At 64.6% G+C, this 16,913-nt stretch carries 12 protein-coding genes; 6 read left to right on the top strand and 6 right to left on the bottom strand.

Features of this window, described 5'->3' with window-relative positions; genetic code table 11:
- Window positions 1-24: 24 nt before the first annotated feature.
- Window positions 25-3,453, bottom strand: a complete 3,429-nt coding sequence (locus GWQ44_RS18700) for a hypothetical protein (RefSeq protein ID WP_275928005.1) — start codon at window positions 3,451-3,453, stop codon at window positions 25-27.
- Between the two features lie 241 nt (window positions 3,454-3,694).
- Here GWQ44_RS18700 and GWQ44_RS18695 point away from each other — a divergent pair, with 241 nt between their 5' ends.
- Window positions 3,695-4,075, top strand: coding sequence for a RidA family protein (locus tag GWQ44_RS18695; protein WP_103739437.1), 381 nt, complete (start codon window positions 3,695-3,697; stop codon window positions 4,073-4,075).
- 123 nt (window positions 4,076-4,198) lie between these two features.
- Window positions 4,199-6,202, top strand: coding sequence for a U32 family peptidase (locus GWQ44_RS18690; RefSeq protein ID WP_047304354.1), 2,004 nt, complete (start codon window positions 4,199-4,201; stop codon window positions 6,200-6,202).
- An 18-nt stretch (window positions 6,203-6,220) separates the two neighbouring features.
- Here the strand turns inward: GWQ44_RS18690 and GWQ44_RS18685 are convergent, their stop codons facing one another.
- Window positions 6,221-7,102, bottom strand: a complete 882-nt coding sequence (locus GWQ44_RS18685; RefSeq protein ID WP_275928004.1) for a LysR family transcriptional regulator — start codon at window positions 7,100-7,102, stop codon at window positions 6,221-6,223.
- A 180-nt stretch (window positions 7,103-7,282) separates the two neighbouring features.
- On the opposite strand from GWQ44_RS18685, the gene GWQ44_RS18680 reads away from it, so the two are divergent.
- The 3 genes from GWQ44_RS18680 to GWQ44_RS18670 all read left to right on the top strand — a co-directional run bounded on the left by GWQ44_RS18680 (window position 7,283) and on the right by GWQ44_RS18670 (window position 9,791).
- Window positions 7,283-8,350, top strand: a complete 1,068-nt coding sequence (locus tag GWQ44_RS18680) for an SDR family oxidoreductase (protein ID WP_275928039.1) — start codon at window positions 7,283-7,285, stop codon at window positions 8,348-8,350.
- A gap of 17 nt (window positions 8,351-8,367) precedes the next feature.
- Entirely contained in the window at window positions 8,368-8,904 is a 537-nt protein-coding gene (locus tag GWQ44_RS18675) for a histidine phosphatase family protein (protein WP_275928038.1), read from the top strand.
- Window positions 8,905-9,080: 176 nt separating this feature from the next.
- Window positions 9,081-9,791 (top strand): peptidoglycan DD-metalloendopeptidase family protein, encoded by a 711-nt coding sequence (locus GWQ44_RS18670; RefSeq protein ID WP_275928003.1) that lies wholly within the window; start codon window positions 9,081-9,083, stop codon window positions 9,789-9,791.
- A gap of 81 nt (window positions 9,792-9,872) precedes the next feature.
- Here GWQ44_RS18670 and GWQ44_RS18665 read toward each other — a convergent pair whose 3' ends face one another.
- Both GWQ44_RS18665 and GWQ44_RS18660 read right to left on the bottom strand, forming a co-directional pair.
- Complete coding sequence (locus tag GWQ44_RS18665) at window positions 9,873-12,152, bottom strand: P-loop NTPase fold protein (protein ID WP_275928002.1); 2,280 nt, start codon at window positions 12,150-12,152, stop codon at window positions 9,873-9,875.
- A gap of 12 nt (window positions 12,153-12,164) precedes the next feature.
- Complete coding sequence (locus GWQ44_RS18660; RefSeq protein ID WP_275928001.1) at window positions 12,165-13,574, bottom strand: hypothetical protein; 1,410 nt, start codon at window positions 13,572-13,574, stop codon at window positions 12,165-12,167.
- Window positions 13,575-13,755: 181 nt separating this feature from the next.
- On the opposite strand from GWQ44_RS18660, the gene fnr reads away from it, so the two are divergent.
- The gene (gene fnr, locus GWQ44_RS18655; protein WP_275928000.1) at window positions 13,756-14,508 is read left to right on the top strand and encodes a fumarate/nitrate reduction transcriptional regulator Fnr; all 753 of its coding nucleotides are present in this window, start codon (window positions 13,756-13,758) and stop codon (window positions 14,506-14,508) included.
- Here the strand turns inward: fnr and GWQ44_RS18650 are convergent.
- Together GWQ44_RS18650 and GWQ44_RS18645 are read right to left on the bottom strand one after the other, a co-directional pair.
- On the bottom strand, window positions 14,505-15,878 hold the full coding sequence (locus GWQ44_RS18650) for an MBL fold metallo-hydrolase (RefSeq protein ID WP_275927999.1): 1,374 nt from the start codon (window positions 15,876-15,878) through the stop codon (window positions 14,505-14,507). The two genes, fnr and GWQ44_RS18650, sit on opposite strands and share 4 nt — an antisense overlap.
- A 46-nt stretch (window positions 15,879-15,924) precedes the next feature.
- A complete protein-coding gene (locus GWQ44_RS18645) occupies window positions 15,925-16,836 on the bottom strand; it encodes a universal stress protein (RefSeq protein ID WP_047304341.1) in 912 nt (303 codons plus the stop codon).
- Between the last annotated feature and the right edge of the window lie 77 nt (window positions 16,837-16,913).

Here is a 16,913-nt window from a genome sequence, read left to right as displayed (position 1 = left end):
CCGCACCACCGCCCCGCCCAGCCCTCAGTTCCCCGAGACATCCAGCACGAAGACCTTGATGTACGGGCGCTGCGGCTCGGGGATGCTGGCCTCGAGCAGGCTTAGCATCTGCGCCGCGCTCTGCGGCACCACGCCCCCGGGGTCGGCGCGGACCTTGGCCCGCGGTCCATGCCAGAACACCCCATAGATGCCGTGACCACGGGCTCCGGGATCGGGCGTGTAGAGCGCCATCAACTGATCCTGGATCGCGCTCCAGACGTCCTTGTGTGAACTGCGCTTGAGCTCGATCACCAGCTTGATGGGGCCGCTTTGCACCGCGATGTCCACGCGTTTGTCATGGGCCATGTGCGCCTCGGGCTCGGCCGTGATGTGGCGCGCCTCCAGTCGCGGACGCAGCAGGCTCAACAGCACGTCGCGGCAGCTTTCCTCCCATTTGGGCGTGCTGATCCGGCCCTTGATCTCGTTCCAGAAAAACTTGTGCACGTCGAGGTTGCTGCGCAGCAGGCCGGCAATCCCTTGCAGCTCGTCCAGCACCAGCGCCTGCATGTGCTCGATAGTGCCGGGCAAACCGTTGCTCAGGACCTGCGCCACCGCCTCCCAGCCATGCCGGATATGCCGGGCGTCACGCCGCCGTGCATCGTTGAGCAGCAGCGCGTGGTTCAGGTAAGGGGCCCACGAGGCCAGTCGCGAATGCCCCTGCAAGCTGCGCAGATGGCGCCGGGAGTCGTCACACCCCTTGCTCGCCAGATAACTGATCAGTCCGGCCATGAACTCATCGGCGTCCTCGGACCTGGTATTGCTGGGGGCAAACCAATCGAAAGCCAGCGGCGTGGCCGGGTATTGATCGGCCAGCAGGCGACAGAAACAGAACGCCTGGTCGGCGGACAGCTCCATGGGACCTTCAAACCCGCGCACCAGCCCGGTCAGGTCACGCAGGTACCAGACCACCTCATTGCGGGTGGCGGTGTCGCTGGCGTGCAGCACAGCCGCGAACTCCTCCAACGACAGCAGCAGCCCCAGGGTAATGAGGAACGCCCGATGCTCCAGACCGGCGTCGCTGCTCAGCAATTGCCTGATGCAGGGGACAAAGCGTGGCGGGTCGAGGTCGCGGCACAACGGCCGAACCACATCGTACAGAGCCGTCTTGTCCAGCAACTCCGCGCCGTTGAGGACCTTGAACACCACATCGAGCTTGTCCGCCAAGGCAATCTGCCTGCTGGCTTTCCATGACAGGCAACTGCGCTGCCTGACGCTGTCCGGCAGCAGCAGAAAGTGCAGGACGATGCAGTCGATGTAGTCCGCGTACTGCGCTTGGCGCAAGGCCGAGAACCAGGGCTGCCCGGCCAGGGTCTGCTGTTCGATACAGCCGAAGATCACGAACCCCAGCAGTAAAGCGTCACAGCTGAGCGGTGCCTTGGCGCCTTGCAGCTGCTGGTACAGCGCTGCCACCGCGGGTTGATATTCCTCGGGGCACGGATAATCGCTCTCGGGCGCCTCGGCCTGCGGCGCCTCCTCGCTTGGCGGCTCGTCCTCAAGAAAACCACAGCCCACCAGCCCGGGATGGCTGGCGGCCCGGTCCAACAGGCCCAGGGCCGTCTCCGGGCGTTGCCGCAGCGCCGCGCGCAGCCCATTGAACAACCACGGATGCGGGTCGACGACGCCGGCATTGATAAACGCCAGCCATTGCAACAGTCGCGGCTCGTCCAGCTCGACCACGGTGTGGAGATAACGCACCAGCAAGCGCAGGACGAACCTGAGCAGCTCGCCCTTGGCGTGTTCATCAGCGGTTTGTTGCCACAGCCCGGCCATGCCATCCAGGCAATCGGCCATCTCGGACTCGGCCACCGCCTCATGCAAGCCCCAGCGCATCAGCGAGTCATCGGCGGTTCTGGGGGCGTTGCCACCCCGTCGGTACAGCTCCAGCAGCTCGCCATAGTGGGTCTGGCCTGCCAGGCGGTGACGGAGGATGTAGCCACACAGGCTTCTGGCGTGCTTTTCGTCCAGCAGGTTTCGATAGACCTGCCGCACGGCCTGCGTTCCCGGTTCCCCCAAGCGCGACAACGCCTGGGCGGCGTAGGCGCGTTCATTCAGATGGGTGCCCGGATCGGCCAGCAGTTGCGTCAGCGGCTGCAACATCGCCGGTAGCGGCTGGCCGGCGCGCAACAGGTCCAAGAGCAGCAAACGCAGTTCATGGGGCAGGCCCGAGGCGGACAACAGGTGTTGAAAACAAGGCACCAGCCCCGACTCGGTGAAGCCCGCCAGGTTCAAGTCAGGAGGCTCCTGGCCGCGGAACCAGGGATCGGCCAACGCCAGGCTGGCCAGCGCCTGCAGCAACTGGATCTTGCTCTGGGTGCTCAGCGAGGCGGCGTCGCCATAGACCAGGACGCCGTAAGGGTCCGCCTCGATGAACGGGCCGACCTGCGCGCCGAGAAACACCGCCAGCCAGGCATGCACACCGCGCAGGTACGACGCCGGCTTGCCCTCGACACCGAGCAACAGGCGAATTCTGCTCAACGGCAACCCGGCGTGGAACTGCCCGGCGAGATAACGCGCCGCCAGGTACTCGGCGCTGGCCTTGTGGCCGTAGTCGAACACCCCGGGCTCGCGGGTCGAGGTAAAGACCCGGCTGGCCAGGGCCGCACGCAGCGCGGCGGTGCCGAATGCATGCAACTTGCGCAGCGCCGGATAGCGCCGGTCGTAGCGCTCGTCAGTGCTGAAACCGTCGATATCGGCCAACAGGCGCAAGGCGCACAACAGGCCTGCCGCCTCCAGCATCTGCGGCTCCGAGAGTTGTGCATGGGGCTGGCGATCATCACGGTGCGCCGCATTGAGCTCGTCCAGCAGCAGGATGCTGGAACGCTCGAACAGCTCCCTGCGGGTCAAGGGCCAGTGATCCTGGGCAACCACCTGGGCCAGCATCAGCAAGGTCAGCGGATTGCCGAGCATCTCTCCCAGACCGCGTTGCCGCGCCTGGTGCAGAAAGTCCTCTGGCGTCCGGCCGTGCTGCTCCAGTACCTGCTGCTGCTCCTCGTCACTGAGCGCCAGCAAGCGCAGCTCCTGCACCTGGTCCTTGCCTGGAAAGCAGCTGGACAGCAGCTTCAGGTCATTGAGCCCCGCCCAGTCGGCACTGCGACAGGCGATGCGCACCCGGCACGGCGGCAAGCGCCCGAGGTGGCGAATCAGGTCGTCGAAGGCAGGCCGCTCGCCATACTGCGCACGATGCTCGTCCAGGGCATCGATGAACAAAGTGCTGCCCTCGGCGATCAGCGCTGGATCGCGCAGCAGAAAGCCGCGCAGCGACATGGCCCGACCACCCGCCTGCCCAGCCCAGTGATCGAACAGATGACTCTTGCCGGCTCCGGGGTCCCCCAGCAACACCAGGCAGGTCGCGCCTTGAAAGGTGGAAAACGCAGCAACGCGGCCATCAGCCGTCAACACCATGCGATCAGTCAAAGCCTGTTCCTTACCTGGATAAATGAGCGCCACGCGCTCCGCCGGGCCTGACGGTGAACGCCGTACTGGCCAGCCTGCGGCGGGGTTGCAAAGAGTAACGGCAAGTCGCCGGGATGCAACCCGATCAAACGCGCAAGGTGCAGCGCCGCGATCCCGGCAGGTCGCGCATCGGCGCTGACAAGGGCCGAGCGCCGCCCCTATACTTCGTGACTTTTTGAACCCTTGGACACCCGAGCTTGCCATGACCCAGCCAGACCTCATCTTCACCCCCGATCCGGACGCCGACTCCATCTCCTCCGACGTCGCCGCGTTCAACGGCATCCTGGTGTCGACCCAGATCCCCACCCGCGCCGACGGTAGCCTGGAACTGGGGGACATCACCCTGCAGAGCGAATGCACCCTGCAGGCGCTGAAAGTCGCCCTGGAACGGGCCGGCAGTTCCATGGACCGGGTCATGCACCTGACCATCTACCTCACCGACATGGCCGATCGCGCCGCGTTCAACCAGGTCTACCAGCGTTTCTTCGCCAAGCCCTGGCCGGTGCGTGCCGCGGTTGGCGTGGCCGCTCTGGCGGTGGAAGGCATGCGTGTGGAAGTCACCGCGATGGCCGCCAAGGCCTGACGCCGCGGGTTTATTCGCGGCTGAGCGCAACGCGTGGCCGCCACCGGGCAGCACACGGGTGCCGGGCACGCGTTTCGCCGCTACAATGCGCGCCTTGATCCTGATAAGCCTGACTAAAAAAACATGTCCTTGCCCAAACATCACCTGGAACTGCTCAGCCCTGCCCGCGATGTGGCCATTGCTCGCGAAGCCATCCTGCATGGCGCCGACGCGGTGTACATCGGTGGCCCGAGCTTCGGCGCCCGCCACAACGCCAGCAACGAAGTGGGCGAGATCGCCCAGTTGGTGGAGTTTGCCCGCCGCTATCACGCCCGGGTGTTCACCACCCTCAACACCATCCTCCACGACAACGAGCTGGAGCCGGCGCGCAAGCTGATCCACCAGTTGTACGACGCCGGGGTCGATGCGTTGATCGTCCAGGACCTGGGGGTGATGGAGCTGGATATTCCGCCCATCGAGCTGCATGCCAGTACCCAGACCGATATCCGCACCCTGGAGCGGGCAAAATTCCTCGATCAGGCCGGTTTCTCCCAGCTGGTGCTGGCCCGTGAGCTGAACCTCAAGGAAATCAGCGCCATCGCCGCCGAAACCGACGCGGCCATCGAGTTCTTCATCCATGGCGCGCTGTGCGTGGCGTTTTCCGGCCAGTGCAACATTTCCCACGCCCAGACCGGACGCAGTGCCAACCGTGGAGACTGCTCCCAGGCCTGCCGCCTGCCCTACACCCTGAAGGACGAGCACGGCGGCGTGATCGCCTACGAGAAGCACCTGCTGTCGATGAAGGACAACAACCAGAGCGCCAACATCCGCGCCCTGGTGGAGGCCGGCGTGCGCTCGTTCAAGATCGAGGGGCGCTACAAGGACATGGCCTATGTGAAGAACATCACGGCCTATTACCGCCAGCGCCTGGACGACGTGCTCGAAGACCGTCCGGACCTGGCCCGGGCCTCCAGCGGCCGCACCGCGCACTTCTTCGTCCCCGATCCGGACAAGACCTTCCACCGCGGCAGCACCGACTACTTCGTCAGCGAGCGCAAGATCGACATCGGCGCCTTCGACTCGCCGACCTTCACCGGCCTGCCGGTGGGCACCGTGGAAAAAGTCGGCAAGCGCGACCTGCAAGTGGTGACCTTCGAACCGCTGTCCAATGGCGACGGCCTCAACCTGCTGGTCAAGCGTGAAGTGGTGGGTTTCCGCGCCAACATCGCCGAAGCTCGCGGCGAATTCGAAGAAGACGGCGAGAAACGCTACCGCTATCGGGTCGAGCCCAACGAGATGCCTGAAGCCCTGCAGCGCCTGCGGCCCAACCATCCGCTGAGCCGCAACCTCGATCACAACTGGCAACAGGCCCTGACCCGCACTTCCGCCGAGCGACGCATCGGCCTGTCGTGGCTGGCCACCCTGCGCGAAGAACGCCTGCAACTGACCGCCACCAGCGAAGAAGGCATCAGCGCCAGCGTCGCCCTGGACGGCCCGTTCGGCGTGGCCAACAAGCCGGAGCAGGCCCTGGGCCAACTGCAGGACCTGCTCGGCCAACTGGGCACCACCCTCTACCACGCCACCGACATCAAGCTGGACGCGCCCCAGGCCTACTTCATCCCCAATTCCCAGCTCAAGGCGCTGCGCCGGGAAGTCATCGAAGCCCTGGACGCCGCGCGCATCGCTGCCCATCCACGGGGTTCGCGCAAGGCCGAGAGCAACCCGCCGCCGGTGTATCCGGAGTCGCACCTGTCATTCCTGGCCAACGTCTACAACCAGAAGGCCCGGGACTTCTACCACCGCCACGGCGTGCAACTGATCGACGCCGCGTTCGAGGCCCACGAAGAACACGGCGAAGTGCCGGTGATGATCACCAAGCACTGCCTGCGCTTCTCCTTCAACCTGTGCCCCAAGCAGGCCAAGGGCGTGACCGGGGTGCGCACCAAGGTGGCGCCGATGCAACTGGTGCACGGTGACGAAGTGCTGACCCTGAAGTTCGACTGCAAGCCGTGCGAGATGCACGTGGTGGGCAAGATCAAGGGCCACATCCTCGACCTGCCGCTGCCGGGCAGTGCCGCCGCCGAAGCCGTGGTCGGCCATATCAGCCCTGAAGACCTGCTCAAGACCATCCCCCGCGCGCCGCACTGAGTGCGGACCGGCGCAGCCCTAAGCGGCTGCGCCGGGCGTTGCGCCCGACAGCCGCTCACTCAGCACCTGCTCCAGCTCGGCGAAAAACTGCTTGATGTGCGGCTGCTTCAAGGCTTGCGGCCGGGTCACCAGATAGACCTCCAGCGCCGTAAAGGTCATGGGCGCAAACACCTCCAGCAGATCCCCGGCCACTATCCGCGGCATCACCGCCACGCCCATCCCCTGACGCACCGCCTCGAGCTGCGCGGTGAACGAATTCACCCTGATCTGCTTGCCCTCAAGGCCCGCGGCCTTGGCCGCGCGTATCGGCGGCAGGTTGTCCAAGGGTGGCAGCAAGCCGATGGTAGTGGCCGTGGCCGGGGTGATGGCCGGGTAGCGGCGCAGCAGGTCCGCGCTGGCGAACACCGCGTATTCGAGCTTGCCCAGGGCTCGATAGATCAGCGACGGCTCGCCCAGGTGCGCGGTGCGCACGGCGATGTCCGTCACGCCGCGAGCCAGCTTGTGAAACTCGGCGCTGACCTGCAATTCCACCGAGCAGCCAGGATGGGCCGATGTCAGGCGCCGGGCCGCTTCGAGCACACTGGAGGCAAAACCCTCACCGGCGCTGACCAGGATGCTGCCCTGCAACTCGCTCTGTGGCCCCGGGTTGCCCAGGGCACGCTGGCGCCTGAGCCCGGCCTCCGCCGCCAGGGCCACGTCCACCAGCGCCTGGCCCCGCGGGGTCAACCAACAGCCTTCGACGCCGCGCTCCAGCAACGGCTCGCCCAGGGCCGCCTCCAGCTGGCTCAGCCGTCGCGACACCGTCGACGGCGCCACCTGCAGCAACTGGCCGGCCTGCAAAAAGCTGCCCCGGCGCCAGACCGCCAGCAATAGGCGCAGATCATCCCAATTGGCTTCCAAAACCCCACTCCCTGCCGTCCGCTTTGCAAATTCGCAAAGCGATTATGCAGCACCCGCTATTTTTCAGGGGTGTCGGTCAAGGTATATCTAGCGCCCTCGCCTCCCCATGGAACGGATTGAATGAGCAGTACCCTGGAACACTCGGCACACATGAACACCGATAACGGCCAGATCCCCGAAATGCGCTGCACCTTCGTCACCGGTGCCACCGGCCTGCTGGGCAACAACCTGGTCCGCGAGCTGCTGGCCCGAGGCTGCAAGGTCAAGGCCCTGGTGCGCTCCAGGGCCAGGGGCGAACAGCAGTTCGGTTCCCTGCGCGGCCTGGAGCTGGTGGTCGGCGACCTGGCCGATGTCGACGGCTTCGCCGCCGCGTTGCGGGACTGCGACACGCTGTTTCATGCCGCGGCGTTCTTTCGCGACAATTACAAGGGCGGCAGCCACTGGCAGCAGTTGCACACGATCAACGTCCTGGGCACTCAGCGTTTGCTGGAGCGGGCCTACGATGCCGGCATCCGCCGCGTCGTGCATACCTCGTCGATTGCCGTGCTCAACGGCGAGCCCGGCAGCCTGATCGATGAAACCTGCCTGCGCGACCCGGCGGGCGCGGACCCCTACTACCGCAGCAAGATCCTCGCCGATCGCGTCCTGCTGGCCTTTCTCGACAGCCACCCACAGATGCAGGGCTGCATGGTCCTGCCCGGCTGGATGTGGGGCCCCGGCGATATCGGACCGACCTCTGCCGGGCAACTGCTCATCGACGTGGTACACGGTCGCCTGCCGGGACTGGTTCCCGGCAGCTTCTCGCTGGTCGACGCCCGGGATGTGGCCCTGGCGCAAATTGCCGCCGCCCGCTACGGACGCCGCGGCCAACGCTACCTGGCGGCGGGTCGGCACATGACCATGGCCCAGCTGGTGCCGATCATCGGGCGGATCGCCGGAGTCAGCACGCCGACCCGGCCACTGCCGGTGCCCTTGCTCTATACCCTGGCGGCGGCACAGGAGGTCTATGCACGCTTGACCGGCAAGCCGGTGTTGCTGAGCCTGGCGACCGTGAGGCTGATGCTCCGGGAAGCGGACCGCAGCCACTTCGACCCCAGCAAGAGCGAGCGGGAACTCGACCTGAGCTTGCGCTCCCTGGAACGCACCATCGGCGACACCCTGGCCTGGTACCGGGATCACGGCTGGATCACCCAGGCTGCCCCCGCCGCCACCTCAAGCAGCACCAATCAGGACGTAAAAACCCGTTGAACAACACCATCATTCTCATGCGTCACGGTCGACCCCAGGGTATTGCCACCCGGAGAATATCCGCCCTCGACATGCAGGGCTGGATACACGACTACGAACGCTCCGCCATCGACGGCCAGCCCGCCCCACCCTCCAGCCTGCAACTGGCCGCCAGCGCTGGGGTGATTGTCTCCAGTAACGCGCCACGGGCCCTGGCATCTGTCCAGGCGCTCGGACGGGAACCTGCCCTGGTGGACCCGGTATTCAGCGAGGCGCAACTGCCCTACGGGCGCTGGAGACGACCACGCCTGTCGCCCTTTACCTGGGCCGCGATCCTGAGAGTCCTCTGGTTGTGCGGTTATTCAGGACAGGTCGAATCGGCCGCTGGGGCCAGGCAGCGCGCCGCAGTCGCCGCCCGCCGACTGCAGTCCCTGGCCGGAAAACAGCCGGTGCTGTTGCTCGGCCATGGCTGGATGAACCGTCTGATCGGCAAGCAGTTGGCCGCCGCCGGCTGGAAACGCCAACACAGCGACGGCTGTCGCTACTGGAGTGCGACAGTCTATCGACGGCAATAGCCCGCCCGGGGCGGACCGGGAAATCCTCCGTGCCCTGAGTCCTGACTGAATTTAACCGCGCCGGACACTGTCTAGTGCGCGCCGGTTGCCCGGCAAACGGGTATAGTTGCCGGCTTGCCCGGTGTGCCACAGGCCGCTTGGGCTACAGGACTTGGTCAGGACTTAATGGTTGCCGCGTGTTGGTAAGACTTCTATTGATTGCACTGCTGCTGGCGCTATCGGCCTGCAGCTCCAATTCCTCCAGCCCTGGCGGCAATGCGCCGCTCAAGGCCGGTGAATACCGGGTCAAGCGTGGTGACACGCTGTATTCGATCGCCAGCCGCAACGGCACCAGCTGGAAGGAAGTGGCGCGGCTCAACGGCCTCAAGGCGCCCTATACCGTGGAAGTCGGCCAGGTGCTGCGGGTGGGCGGCGCGGCCAAGACCACCCGGGTGGTCAGCAGCTCGCGCAGCAGCGCCAGCAAGAGCAAGGCCAAGGCCAAGGCCCCGCCGCCTGCCCCGCCGATGCCCAAGGTCACCCTGCAGGGCTGGAGCTGGCCGCTGCGCGGCGTGCTGATCGGCCGTTTCTCGCCCACTGGCAAGCTCAACCAGGGCATCCGCATCGCCACCACCGAAGGCCAGCCGATCCAGGCCACCCTGGGCGGCAAGGTGGCGTTCGCCGGTTACATGCGCGGCTACGGCAACCTGATGATCCTGCAGCACGGCCCTTCCTACACCAGCACCTATGCCTACAACAGCAAGCTGCTGGTCAAGGAAGGCCAGATGGTGATCAAAGGCCAGAAGATCGCCGAAGCCGGCTCCCAGGACACCGACCGGGCCCAGCTGTACTTCGAGATCCGCGCCAACGGCGTACCGGTGGACCCGTTGCGGTTGTTGCCGCCGGGCTAAGTGCAACAACACCGCTAGCAGGCAAGTCATCGACACCCGTGGCGATGACGTCTCGCGACATTGAACAACGACCTCGCGCAGTCAAATACTTTGCAGTTCGTACTCGATGTCATCGGGTTCACCACTCCACCAGGCGGGTGTATTCAGAAACCCTGGGATCGCCACCTGCTGTTCAAGCTGCGGCTTCAGTTTCTTCAGGTACACCCGCGTCTGTATGGTCGGTTCCAACTGGCAGAGGGCCTGCCAAGCCAACTGGATATAGTCCAGATAGGGCTTGGTCTGCTCGGCGCCGATGGGGGCAGACTCCCAGCGAGCAATACATGCGCCAAGATAGGACAACGCATTCTTCGCCAGTATCTCCCTGGCACCCAGGTCATGAGCGCTCTCGATCTGACTCCTCAGGGCTGCACATCCCAGGTCTTTACATGCCTGCGTATACAGGGGTGAGCGCCCTTCAGTCAGCACCCACTTCAGTCGCGCATCATCCTGGATCAGTGCATTCATGACGCCATTGGGTACGCTGAACACGTGGATGGCGCTGTGTATCAAACGAGGCGCGAGCACCTCCTGTAGCGCCGTCACATAGTGCTCATGCACACGGGAGACTTCCCACGCAGGAACACGCAACGTGCCCTGAACAGGCTCGGCATCTAGATACAAGCGCTGAGGATCATCGCACTGAGCGGCAATAATCGCCGCCAGTCGCAGCTCACGCGCACGGAGCGCCCTTTCAGGTGCGCTAGCGTCTTTGGAGGCGCTCCCATAAAAGCTCCTGATGAAGCCAATGCATACTTCATAGTCGCCGCGCGCCGTGGACATGCCCCCTTCAATCTCGGCCGAGTAGCAGAACTCGATCAATCTCAGGAGCTCTGCGGCGCTGCGCATCGCTCGCTCGAACACTTCCCGTGAGTAAAAGGCGCCGGCTCTGCCCAACTGCTCGCCATACTGAAAATTCGCCATGTTAAGCATCGCACTGGCCACTGCGACCTCACCTTCATCGCTGCGAGTGGCCGCCTCACGAATGAAGTCGTTGAGGGTCTGGGCGCTCTGAAATTCCCCCCAGGATTTCACTAACCGGGAGAACTCGGGGATGGTGAACTCCACCTCGCGGACCGCAAGACTCATCTCATAATGAATTTTTTCCAGAGACAGTTGGCTTCTGGCATGGCCCAGTTCTTCGACCAACTTCACCAGACGCTTGTTTTTGAGTGCGTCCTGGGGACATTGCGCGGCATTGACTACTGCCTGCTTGTGTTGCTCCTGCTCCTTGCTATTGGCATTGCCGAACATGCTGGCACTGAAGGCCGAGTGGAAACCCAGCAGGTGCTCTTCAACCACCTGGGCCACCTTGGGTTCGGTCTCACGCAAGACGGTTTGCAGGATGATCCCGCGCCAGTCCAGTTGGCCCTCGGCATGCCGATCAGCCGCCGCGCCGAATACCGACAAGCTGCGACAGATGCGCTTGGCCTGACGCGGGTTGGCGGGAAACCATTCGGCGGTCTGCGCGACGGCCGAGTCCGGCAGGAATGGGCAGCAGTATTTCAGGTTCCTGGCGACCATTCGCTGCACCTGCTTCGGGCTGGGCTCGGGCAGGGTCACCGGCACATCGATGATCTTGTCCAGGAAGTGCTGGGCCGACTCGCCGAAGGCATCGGAATAGGAGCGAAGTGCCTTGCCCACCACGTCCTTGTCGAAGGCCAGGACAAAGACAAATCCCGGCCAGTCCAGAAGCTCGCGCAGGGCTAGAAGCGTCTGCGGGAGTATTTGCGGATCGGCACGGTCAAGGTCGTCGATGAAGACGATGACTCGTCTATGACCCAGTTCCTGGCGTAGGGCCTCTATGTCGCTGCTGTCGAGCTGCAATATGTCGCTCAATTTCTCGGCGGCGACACCGGCGGCAGTGGCCCAGGCGGTGACGAAGTAACTGGCGTTGACTGACTCTGGAATTTCCGTTTCAGCGATTTTTTTTGCCAATGCTCCAACCAGATCCGCACCTTTTTTCGATTGGCGTTTCGTCCAGTTCCGGAAGGGCTCTGAATAGCCCAAGCGTCCCAGCACTTGGGCCAGTTGCAAATAGAACTGGACGATGAACTCCTGCTCCCCGGTGGTGCGCCACGCGGGAAGCCGGATGACAATGTCGTCTTTCTCCTCAGCAATCTGCTGCAAAAAATTCAGCACGCTGGTCTTGCCGCTACCCCACGGGCCGTACAGACCGATCCGGGTCGACCAGCCCAGGGGCGTCGCGGTGATCATGCGATACACCAGCCTGGCCACCGGCCAGCGATCCAGAAGGTCGTCGTCGCGGCGGGTCAGCGCCGCGTCGTGCCCGCCGGGGGCGGTAAAAGCCTGTGTGACCGACATCTGTCTACGTCCTTATTGCTGCTGCGGCTTGAGCAGATCGATGGAGATCATCTTGTACATGCCGCTGAGCGGCACCATGCGCTTGATGTCCATCTGGTAGAAACCGGCCACCGGGCTGATGGACGCCGGCATGGCCGGGGTGCAACCGGTGAGGCTGTAGAGGTTCATGTGGTCGGCATTCGGATCGCCCACGGTGCCCTGGCGCATGGACAGGCTGCAACGCAGGCTGCCCTTGAGCCCGGGGCCACCATCGCCCTGGACTTCCAGGCGCAACGGGCAGACGCCCATGCGCCGACCGCCCATCCAGGGATCCTGGGCCTGCGGACATTCCTGGTCGCCGACGGTGGCCATGACCTGACCCACCAACTGGCGCAGGTCCTTGTTCTGGTCCGGCCAGACTTCGCCGTTGTCGACCATGCGGTCCTTGATGAACAGGGTGTAGCGCACCGGGAAACCGACCTTGTTGCTGAGCATGAACGCGCCCTGGGAATAGGCCAGCTTGTCACCGGCCTTGCAGCCGGCGCGATCGGTGACGCTGAACTCGGTGGTGTTGAGGTTCTTCATGTCGGTGCCGCCGTTGAGCCGGATCAGGCACTGGGCTTGCCGGCCGTCGCGGCAGGCGTTTTCCACCAGGCGCAGACCCTGGCTGAGCACCGCGTTGTCGTCGATGACAAAACCGTTGAAATTGCTCATGTCGCTGGGCAGCACGCGGTTGACCCGCAAGTCGACGAGAAAATCGCCATTGGCCGCCAGCGAGGGCTCCAGGTTGATCGAGAAGCGGGCGTTGCACTGCTGCTTCAAGGTCACCTTGAAGTTCTGCGCATCCGGCAGGCCGCCGATCATGCCGCCCGCACCGAACGGCAGGCCGAGGACGCTGCCCAGGGTGGTCAGAATGCCGGAGATCACGGCCTTGGTCTTGGCGTAGGCCTCCAGCTCGTCGTTGGTCATGTTGCTGACTTGGGCTTGGCTGAAGTTGTTCGACTGCTTCCAGTTGAAGCTGGTGGTGGAGCGGATGGTCCCGTTGAGCCGGGCCTCGTCGCAGGCGCCACGCTCCTGGCAGAACTTGAGGTTGAAGCCCCAGTCCTTGCTGAAGATGTCGAGGATGTTGAACATCGGCTTGCTCAAGGCCATCACCAGCATGCCCTGCTGACGTGCGCCGATTACCACGGGACCGGACTCCAGGCCCTTCGCGGTGGCGTATTTGGGCACATCCACCGGGTACTTGCGCTCGAAATCCGAGGAGTCGACGTTGAACGGCGGCTCGAAGGTAACCGGGTAATCGCCTTCGTTCTCGATCACCAGGGTGATGAAATCAGGCTCCGCGGCCTGGGTCTCAAGGCTGAGCGCGGCCAACGGCAGGCCCAGCAGGCAGCTGGTCAGCAAGGAGGTGTAGCAGCGGGTCCAGAATCCGGTCGGGCGCATCGTCAATCCTTGAACGAGGGTGAGGGGCGCTCACTGTAAATGCTTTGTGGCCTATTGCCATCCCCCTTCTCTCATCACTTCGTATCAGGGCCAGGCGCCACAGGGCGCACCGGTCTACAGTTAACCACCAGGCTTGCCCTGCCCCCTTCGCCCAAGCCGGCCCAACGGATGCGAGCACCCCATGCCGCCACTCGAGACACGCCCCATTCAGGTGCAGCACCTCAAAACCGCCTGCTCAAATTGCAGCGTGCTGGAGTTGTGCTTGCCCATCGGCCTCAATCACCAGGAGGTGCAACGCCTGGACACCTTGATCCTGCAGCGGGTGAAGGTGAAGAAAGGCCATGCGCTGTATCACGCGGGTGACCCCTTGCATTCGCTGTACGCCGTGCGCCTGGGGTTCTTCAAGACTTGCGTGTTGTCGGTGGACGGCCGCGAGCAGGTCACCGGGTTCCAGATGGCCGGGGAGATTCTCGGGCTCGATGCCATCAGCACCAACCAGCATGCCTGCAGCGCCTTTGCCCTGGAGGATTGCGAGGTGTGCCCGATTCCCTTCGCCCAGCTGGAACACCTGTCCCAGGCCCTGCCTTCGCTGCAGCACAACCTGAACAAGATCCTCAGCCGGGAGATCGTGCGTGATCACAGCATGTTGCTGCTGATGGGCAACATGAACTCCGACGAGCGCCTGGCGGCCTTTCTGCTCAATCTGTCCCAGCGCCTGAGCCTGCGCGGCTATTCGTCTCGGGCGTTTGTCCTGCGCATGCGCCGCGAGGAAATTGGCTCCTACCTGGGCCTGCGCCTGGAAACCATCTGCCGGGGCATTGCCCATCTGCGCGACCAGGGCCTGGTGACGATCAACGGCAAGCAGGTCCAGATCCTCGATCTGGAAGGCCTGAAGCGACGGGTCGCGGGCTGCCAGAACCCGGCCAGGGATTAGGCCGCCGAGCCAGGCTCCAGCTCCACGCTGTCGCGGTATTCCGGCACCGACACCGACCAGCCCAGTTCCAGGCTGATACGCCGGCGCAAGGTGTCGGCGGCATTGGCCTCGCCGTGGATCACATAGGTGTGCTTCGGCGCACGCTTGAAGCCCCGCAGCCATTGCATGATCTCGTCGGCGTCGGCGTGGGCCGAAAGGCTCTGCATGGCCGTGACTTCGGCGCGGATCAGCACTTCCCGGCCATGGATGCGCACCGACTCGGCACCGGCGATGATCTGCGCGCCACGGGTGCCACCGGCCTGGAACCCGGGAAACAGCAGGCTGTTGGCCGGATCGGGCGCCAGCACCTTCAGGTGATAGAGCACCCGGCCGCCGGTGGCCATGCCGCTGGCGGCGATGATCACCGCCGGACTGTTGAGTTGGTCCAGGGCCATGGACTCCTGGGTGCTGCGCACGATGCGCGCGACATGGCACATGCCTTCGCATTCCTCCCGGGACAATCGGTGCTCACTGCGAAAACGCTGGTACAGATGGGTGGTGTCGGTGGCCATGGGGCTGTTGAGGTAGATCGGCAGATCGGGAATTGCCTGGCGCTGGCGCAGGCGATACAGGTGATACATCAGCAACTGCGCGCGCCCCACGGCAAAGGACGGCACCAGGGTGATGCCGCCACGCGCGGCGGTACGGTTGATGACATCGGCCAGCTGCTGCTCCGGGTCGTCCCGGGGATGCAGACGGTCGCCGTAGGTCGACTCCACCAGCAGGTAGTCGGCCTGCTCGATGCTTTCGGGGGCGAACATCAGCGGGTCCTGCATGCGGCCCAGATCACCGGAAAACACCACACTGGTGCCCGCGGCGTCCACCTGGACCGAGGCGGCGCCGAGAATGTGCCCGGCGCCGCGTAATTGGACATGCAGCCCCGGCACCACTTCCACCCGATGCTGCAATTGCAGCGGATGCAGGAGTTTCAGGGCCTGCTCGGCATCGCGCTCGGTGTACAGCGGCAACGCCGGGGCATGTTTGGAGAAACCGTGGCGGTTGGCGTAGGCCGCCTCCTCTTCCTGCAGTCTTGCGCTGTCGCGCAGCAGTATCTTGGCCAGCTCGCAGGTGGCGGCGGTGGCATACACCGGTCCGCGGTAGCCGTTGCGCACCAGCAGCGGCAGGTAGCCGCTGTGATCCAGGTGAGCATGGGTCAGCACGATGGCGTCCAACTCGCGCAGCGGCAGGCCGAAGGCTTCCCAGTTGTGCTGGCGCAGCTGCTTGTAGCCCTGGAACAGCCCGCAATCCACCAGCACATGCCGGCCCTCGTGCTGCACCAGGTATTTGCTGCCGGTGACGGTGCCGGCGGCACCGAGAAAGCTCAGGCGCATATCCATCTCCCTCGTGTCGGGCAAGGTCCCGGGGCATGGCCGGCCCTCATTCCTGGGGCTCCACCAGCATCAGGCTGCAGGGGGTGTGGTACAGCAGTTGCTCGGCGCTGCCGCCGACAAAGCGTTGCAGGCCCCGGCGATGCACGCGTCCGAGGACTATCAGGTCGAAGTCGTGGTCGGCGGCAAAGCGCGCGATGACCTGGTGCGGCACGCCTTCCAGGCGATGACAGAGCTCCGGGGCGATGGCGTAGCGCTCGGCCAGCGTCTCGAACGCTTCTTGCTGCGCGTCGTTCACCGCCTCGCGCATGCTGAGGTCGTTGTCAGGACTGTAGATGGGCAGGCCGGTGGCATTTTCCGTGGCCCAGTCCGCCACGTTCAGCAGGTGCACCCGGGCGCCGCAGGTGCTGGCCAGGGTCGCGCCCATCTGCAGAATGCGCTGGTTCAGGCCCTGGGTCAGGTATTCCAGGTGAGACAGATCCAGGGCGGCCAGCACCTTCAACGGCAAGGGATGCCGGCTGTCGGTCACCAGGTGCAGCGGCTGGCGCAGGTCGCGCAGCAGCAACCAGTCCAGGGGCTTGTAGAAAATGCGCCGCAGGGTGGGCACGGGCTGGGCATCCTTGACCACCAGGTCCGGGTGGTAGTCGCTCACGTAATCGAGGATGTCCTGCAGCCGGGCCTTGGCCCACAGCACTTCGGTGGTCACCCGCAGGCCGTTGGCCCGCTCGAAGCGGGCCTGCTGTTCCAGCCACTGCCGATGCACCTGCAGGTAGCCTTCCCGGGCCTGGGCCATGGCCTGGTGATCGAACAGCCCGGCGACCTCCAACACTTCGATGAAGTCGAAGGCGACGATGTGCAAACTGGCGCCCATGGCCCGGGCCAGGGCACTGGCCCGGTCGAACGCCGGTGTGCGCGACAGGGCGGTGGGTGCGATCAACAACACGCGTTGCAGTGTGGACATGGGCACCTCCCGGGCGGCGCACTGGGCAACGACACGGGATACCCGAGCCGATGCGCCGATGATGCGCGCCGCGCGGG

Source organism: Pseudomonas sp. 3MA1, from assembly GCF_029237275.1.
Classification (GTDB): Bacteria; Pseudomonadota; Gammaproteobacteria; order Pseudomonadales; family Pseudomonadaceae; genus Aquipseudomonas; species Aquipseudomonas fluorescens_AP.
Note: the sequence above shows the minus strand (reverse complement) of the source record. Positions and strands in the feature narration are given on the sequence as shown.

Coding starts and splice junctions, on each gene's coding strand:
- GWQ44_RS18695 (WP_103739437.1), top strand. CDS start 3,695: ATGACCCAGCCAGACCTCATCTTCACCCCCGATCCGGACGCCGACTCC.
- GWQ44_RS18660 (WP_275928001.1), bottom strand. CDS start 13,574: ATGCGCCCGACCGGATTCTGGACCCGCTGCTACACCTCCTTGCTGACC.
- GWQ44_RS18665 (WP_275928002.1), bottom strand. CDS start 12,152: ATGTCGGTCACACAGGCTTTTACCGCCCCCGGCGGGCACGACGCGGCG.
- fnr (WP_275928000.1), top strand. CDS start 13,756: ATGCCGCCACTCGAGACACGCCCCATTCAGGTGCAGCACCTCAAAACC.
- GWQ44_RS18675 (WP_275928038.1), top strand. CDS start 8,368: ATGCGTCACGGTCGACCCCAGGGTATTGCCACCCGGAGAATATCCGCC.
- GWQ44_RS18690 (WP_047304354.1), top strand. CDS start 4,199: ATGTCCTTGCCCAAACATCACCTGGAACTGCTCAGCCCTGCCCGCGAT.
- GWQ44_RS18645 (WP_047304341.1), bottom strand. CDS start 16,836: ATGTCCACACTGCAACGCGTGTTGTTGATCGCACCCACCGCCCTGTCG.
- GWQ44_RS18680 (WP_275928039.1), top strand. CDS start 7,283: ATGCGCTGCACCTTCGTCACCGGTGCCACCGGCCTGCTGGGCAACAAC.
- GWQ44_RS18650 (WP_275927999.1), bottom strand. CDS start 15,878: ATGCGCCTGAGCTTTCTCGGTGCCGCCGGCACCGTCACCGGCAGCAAA.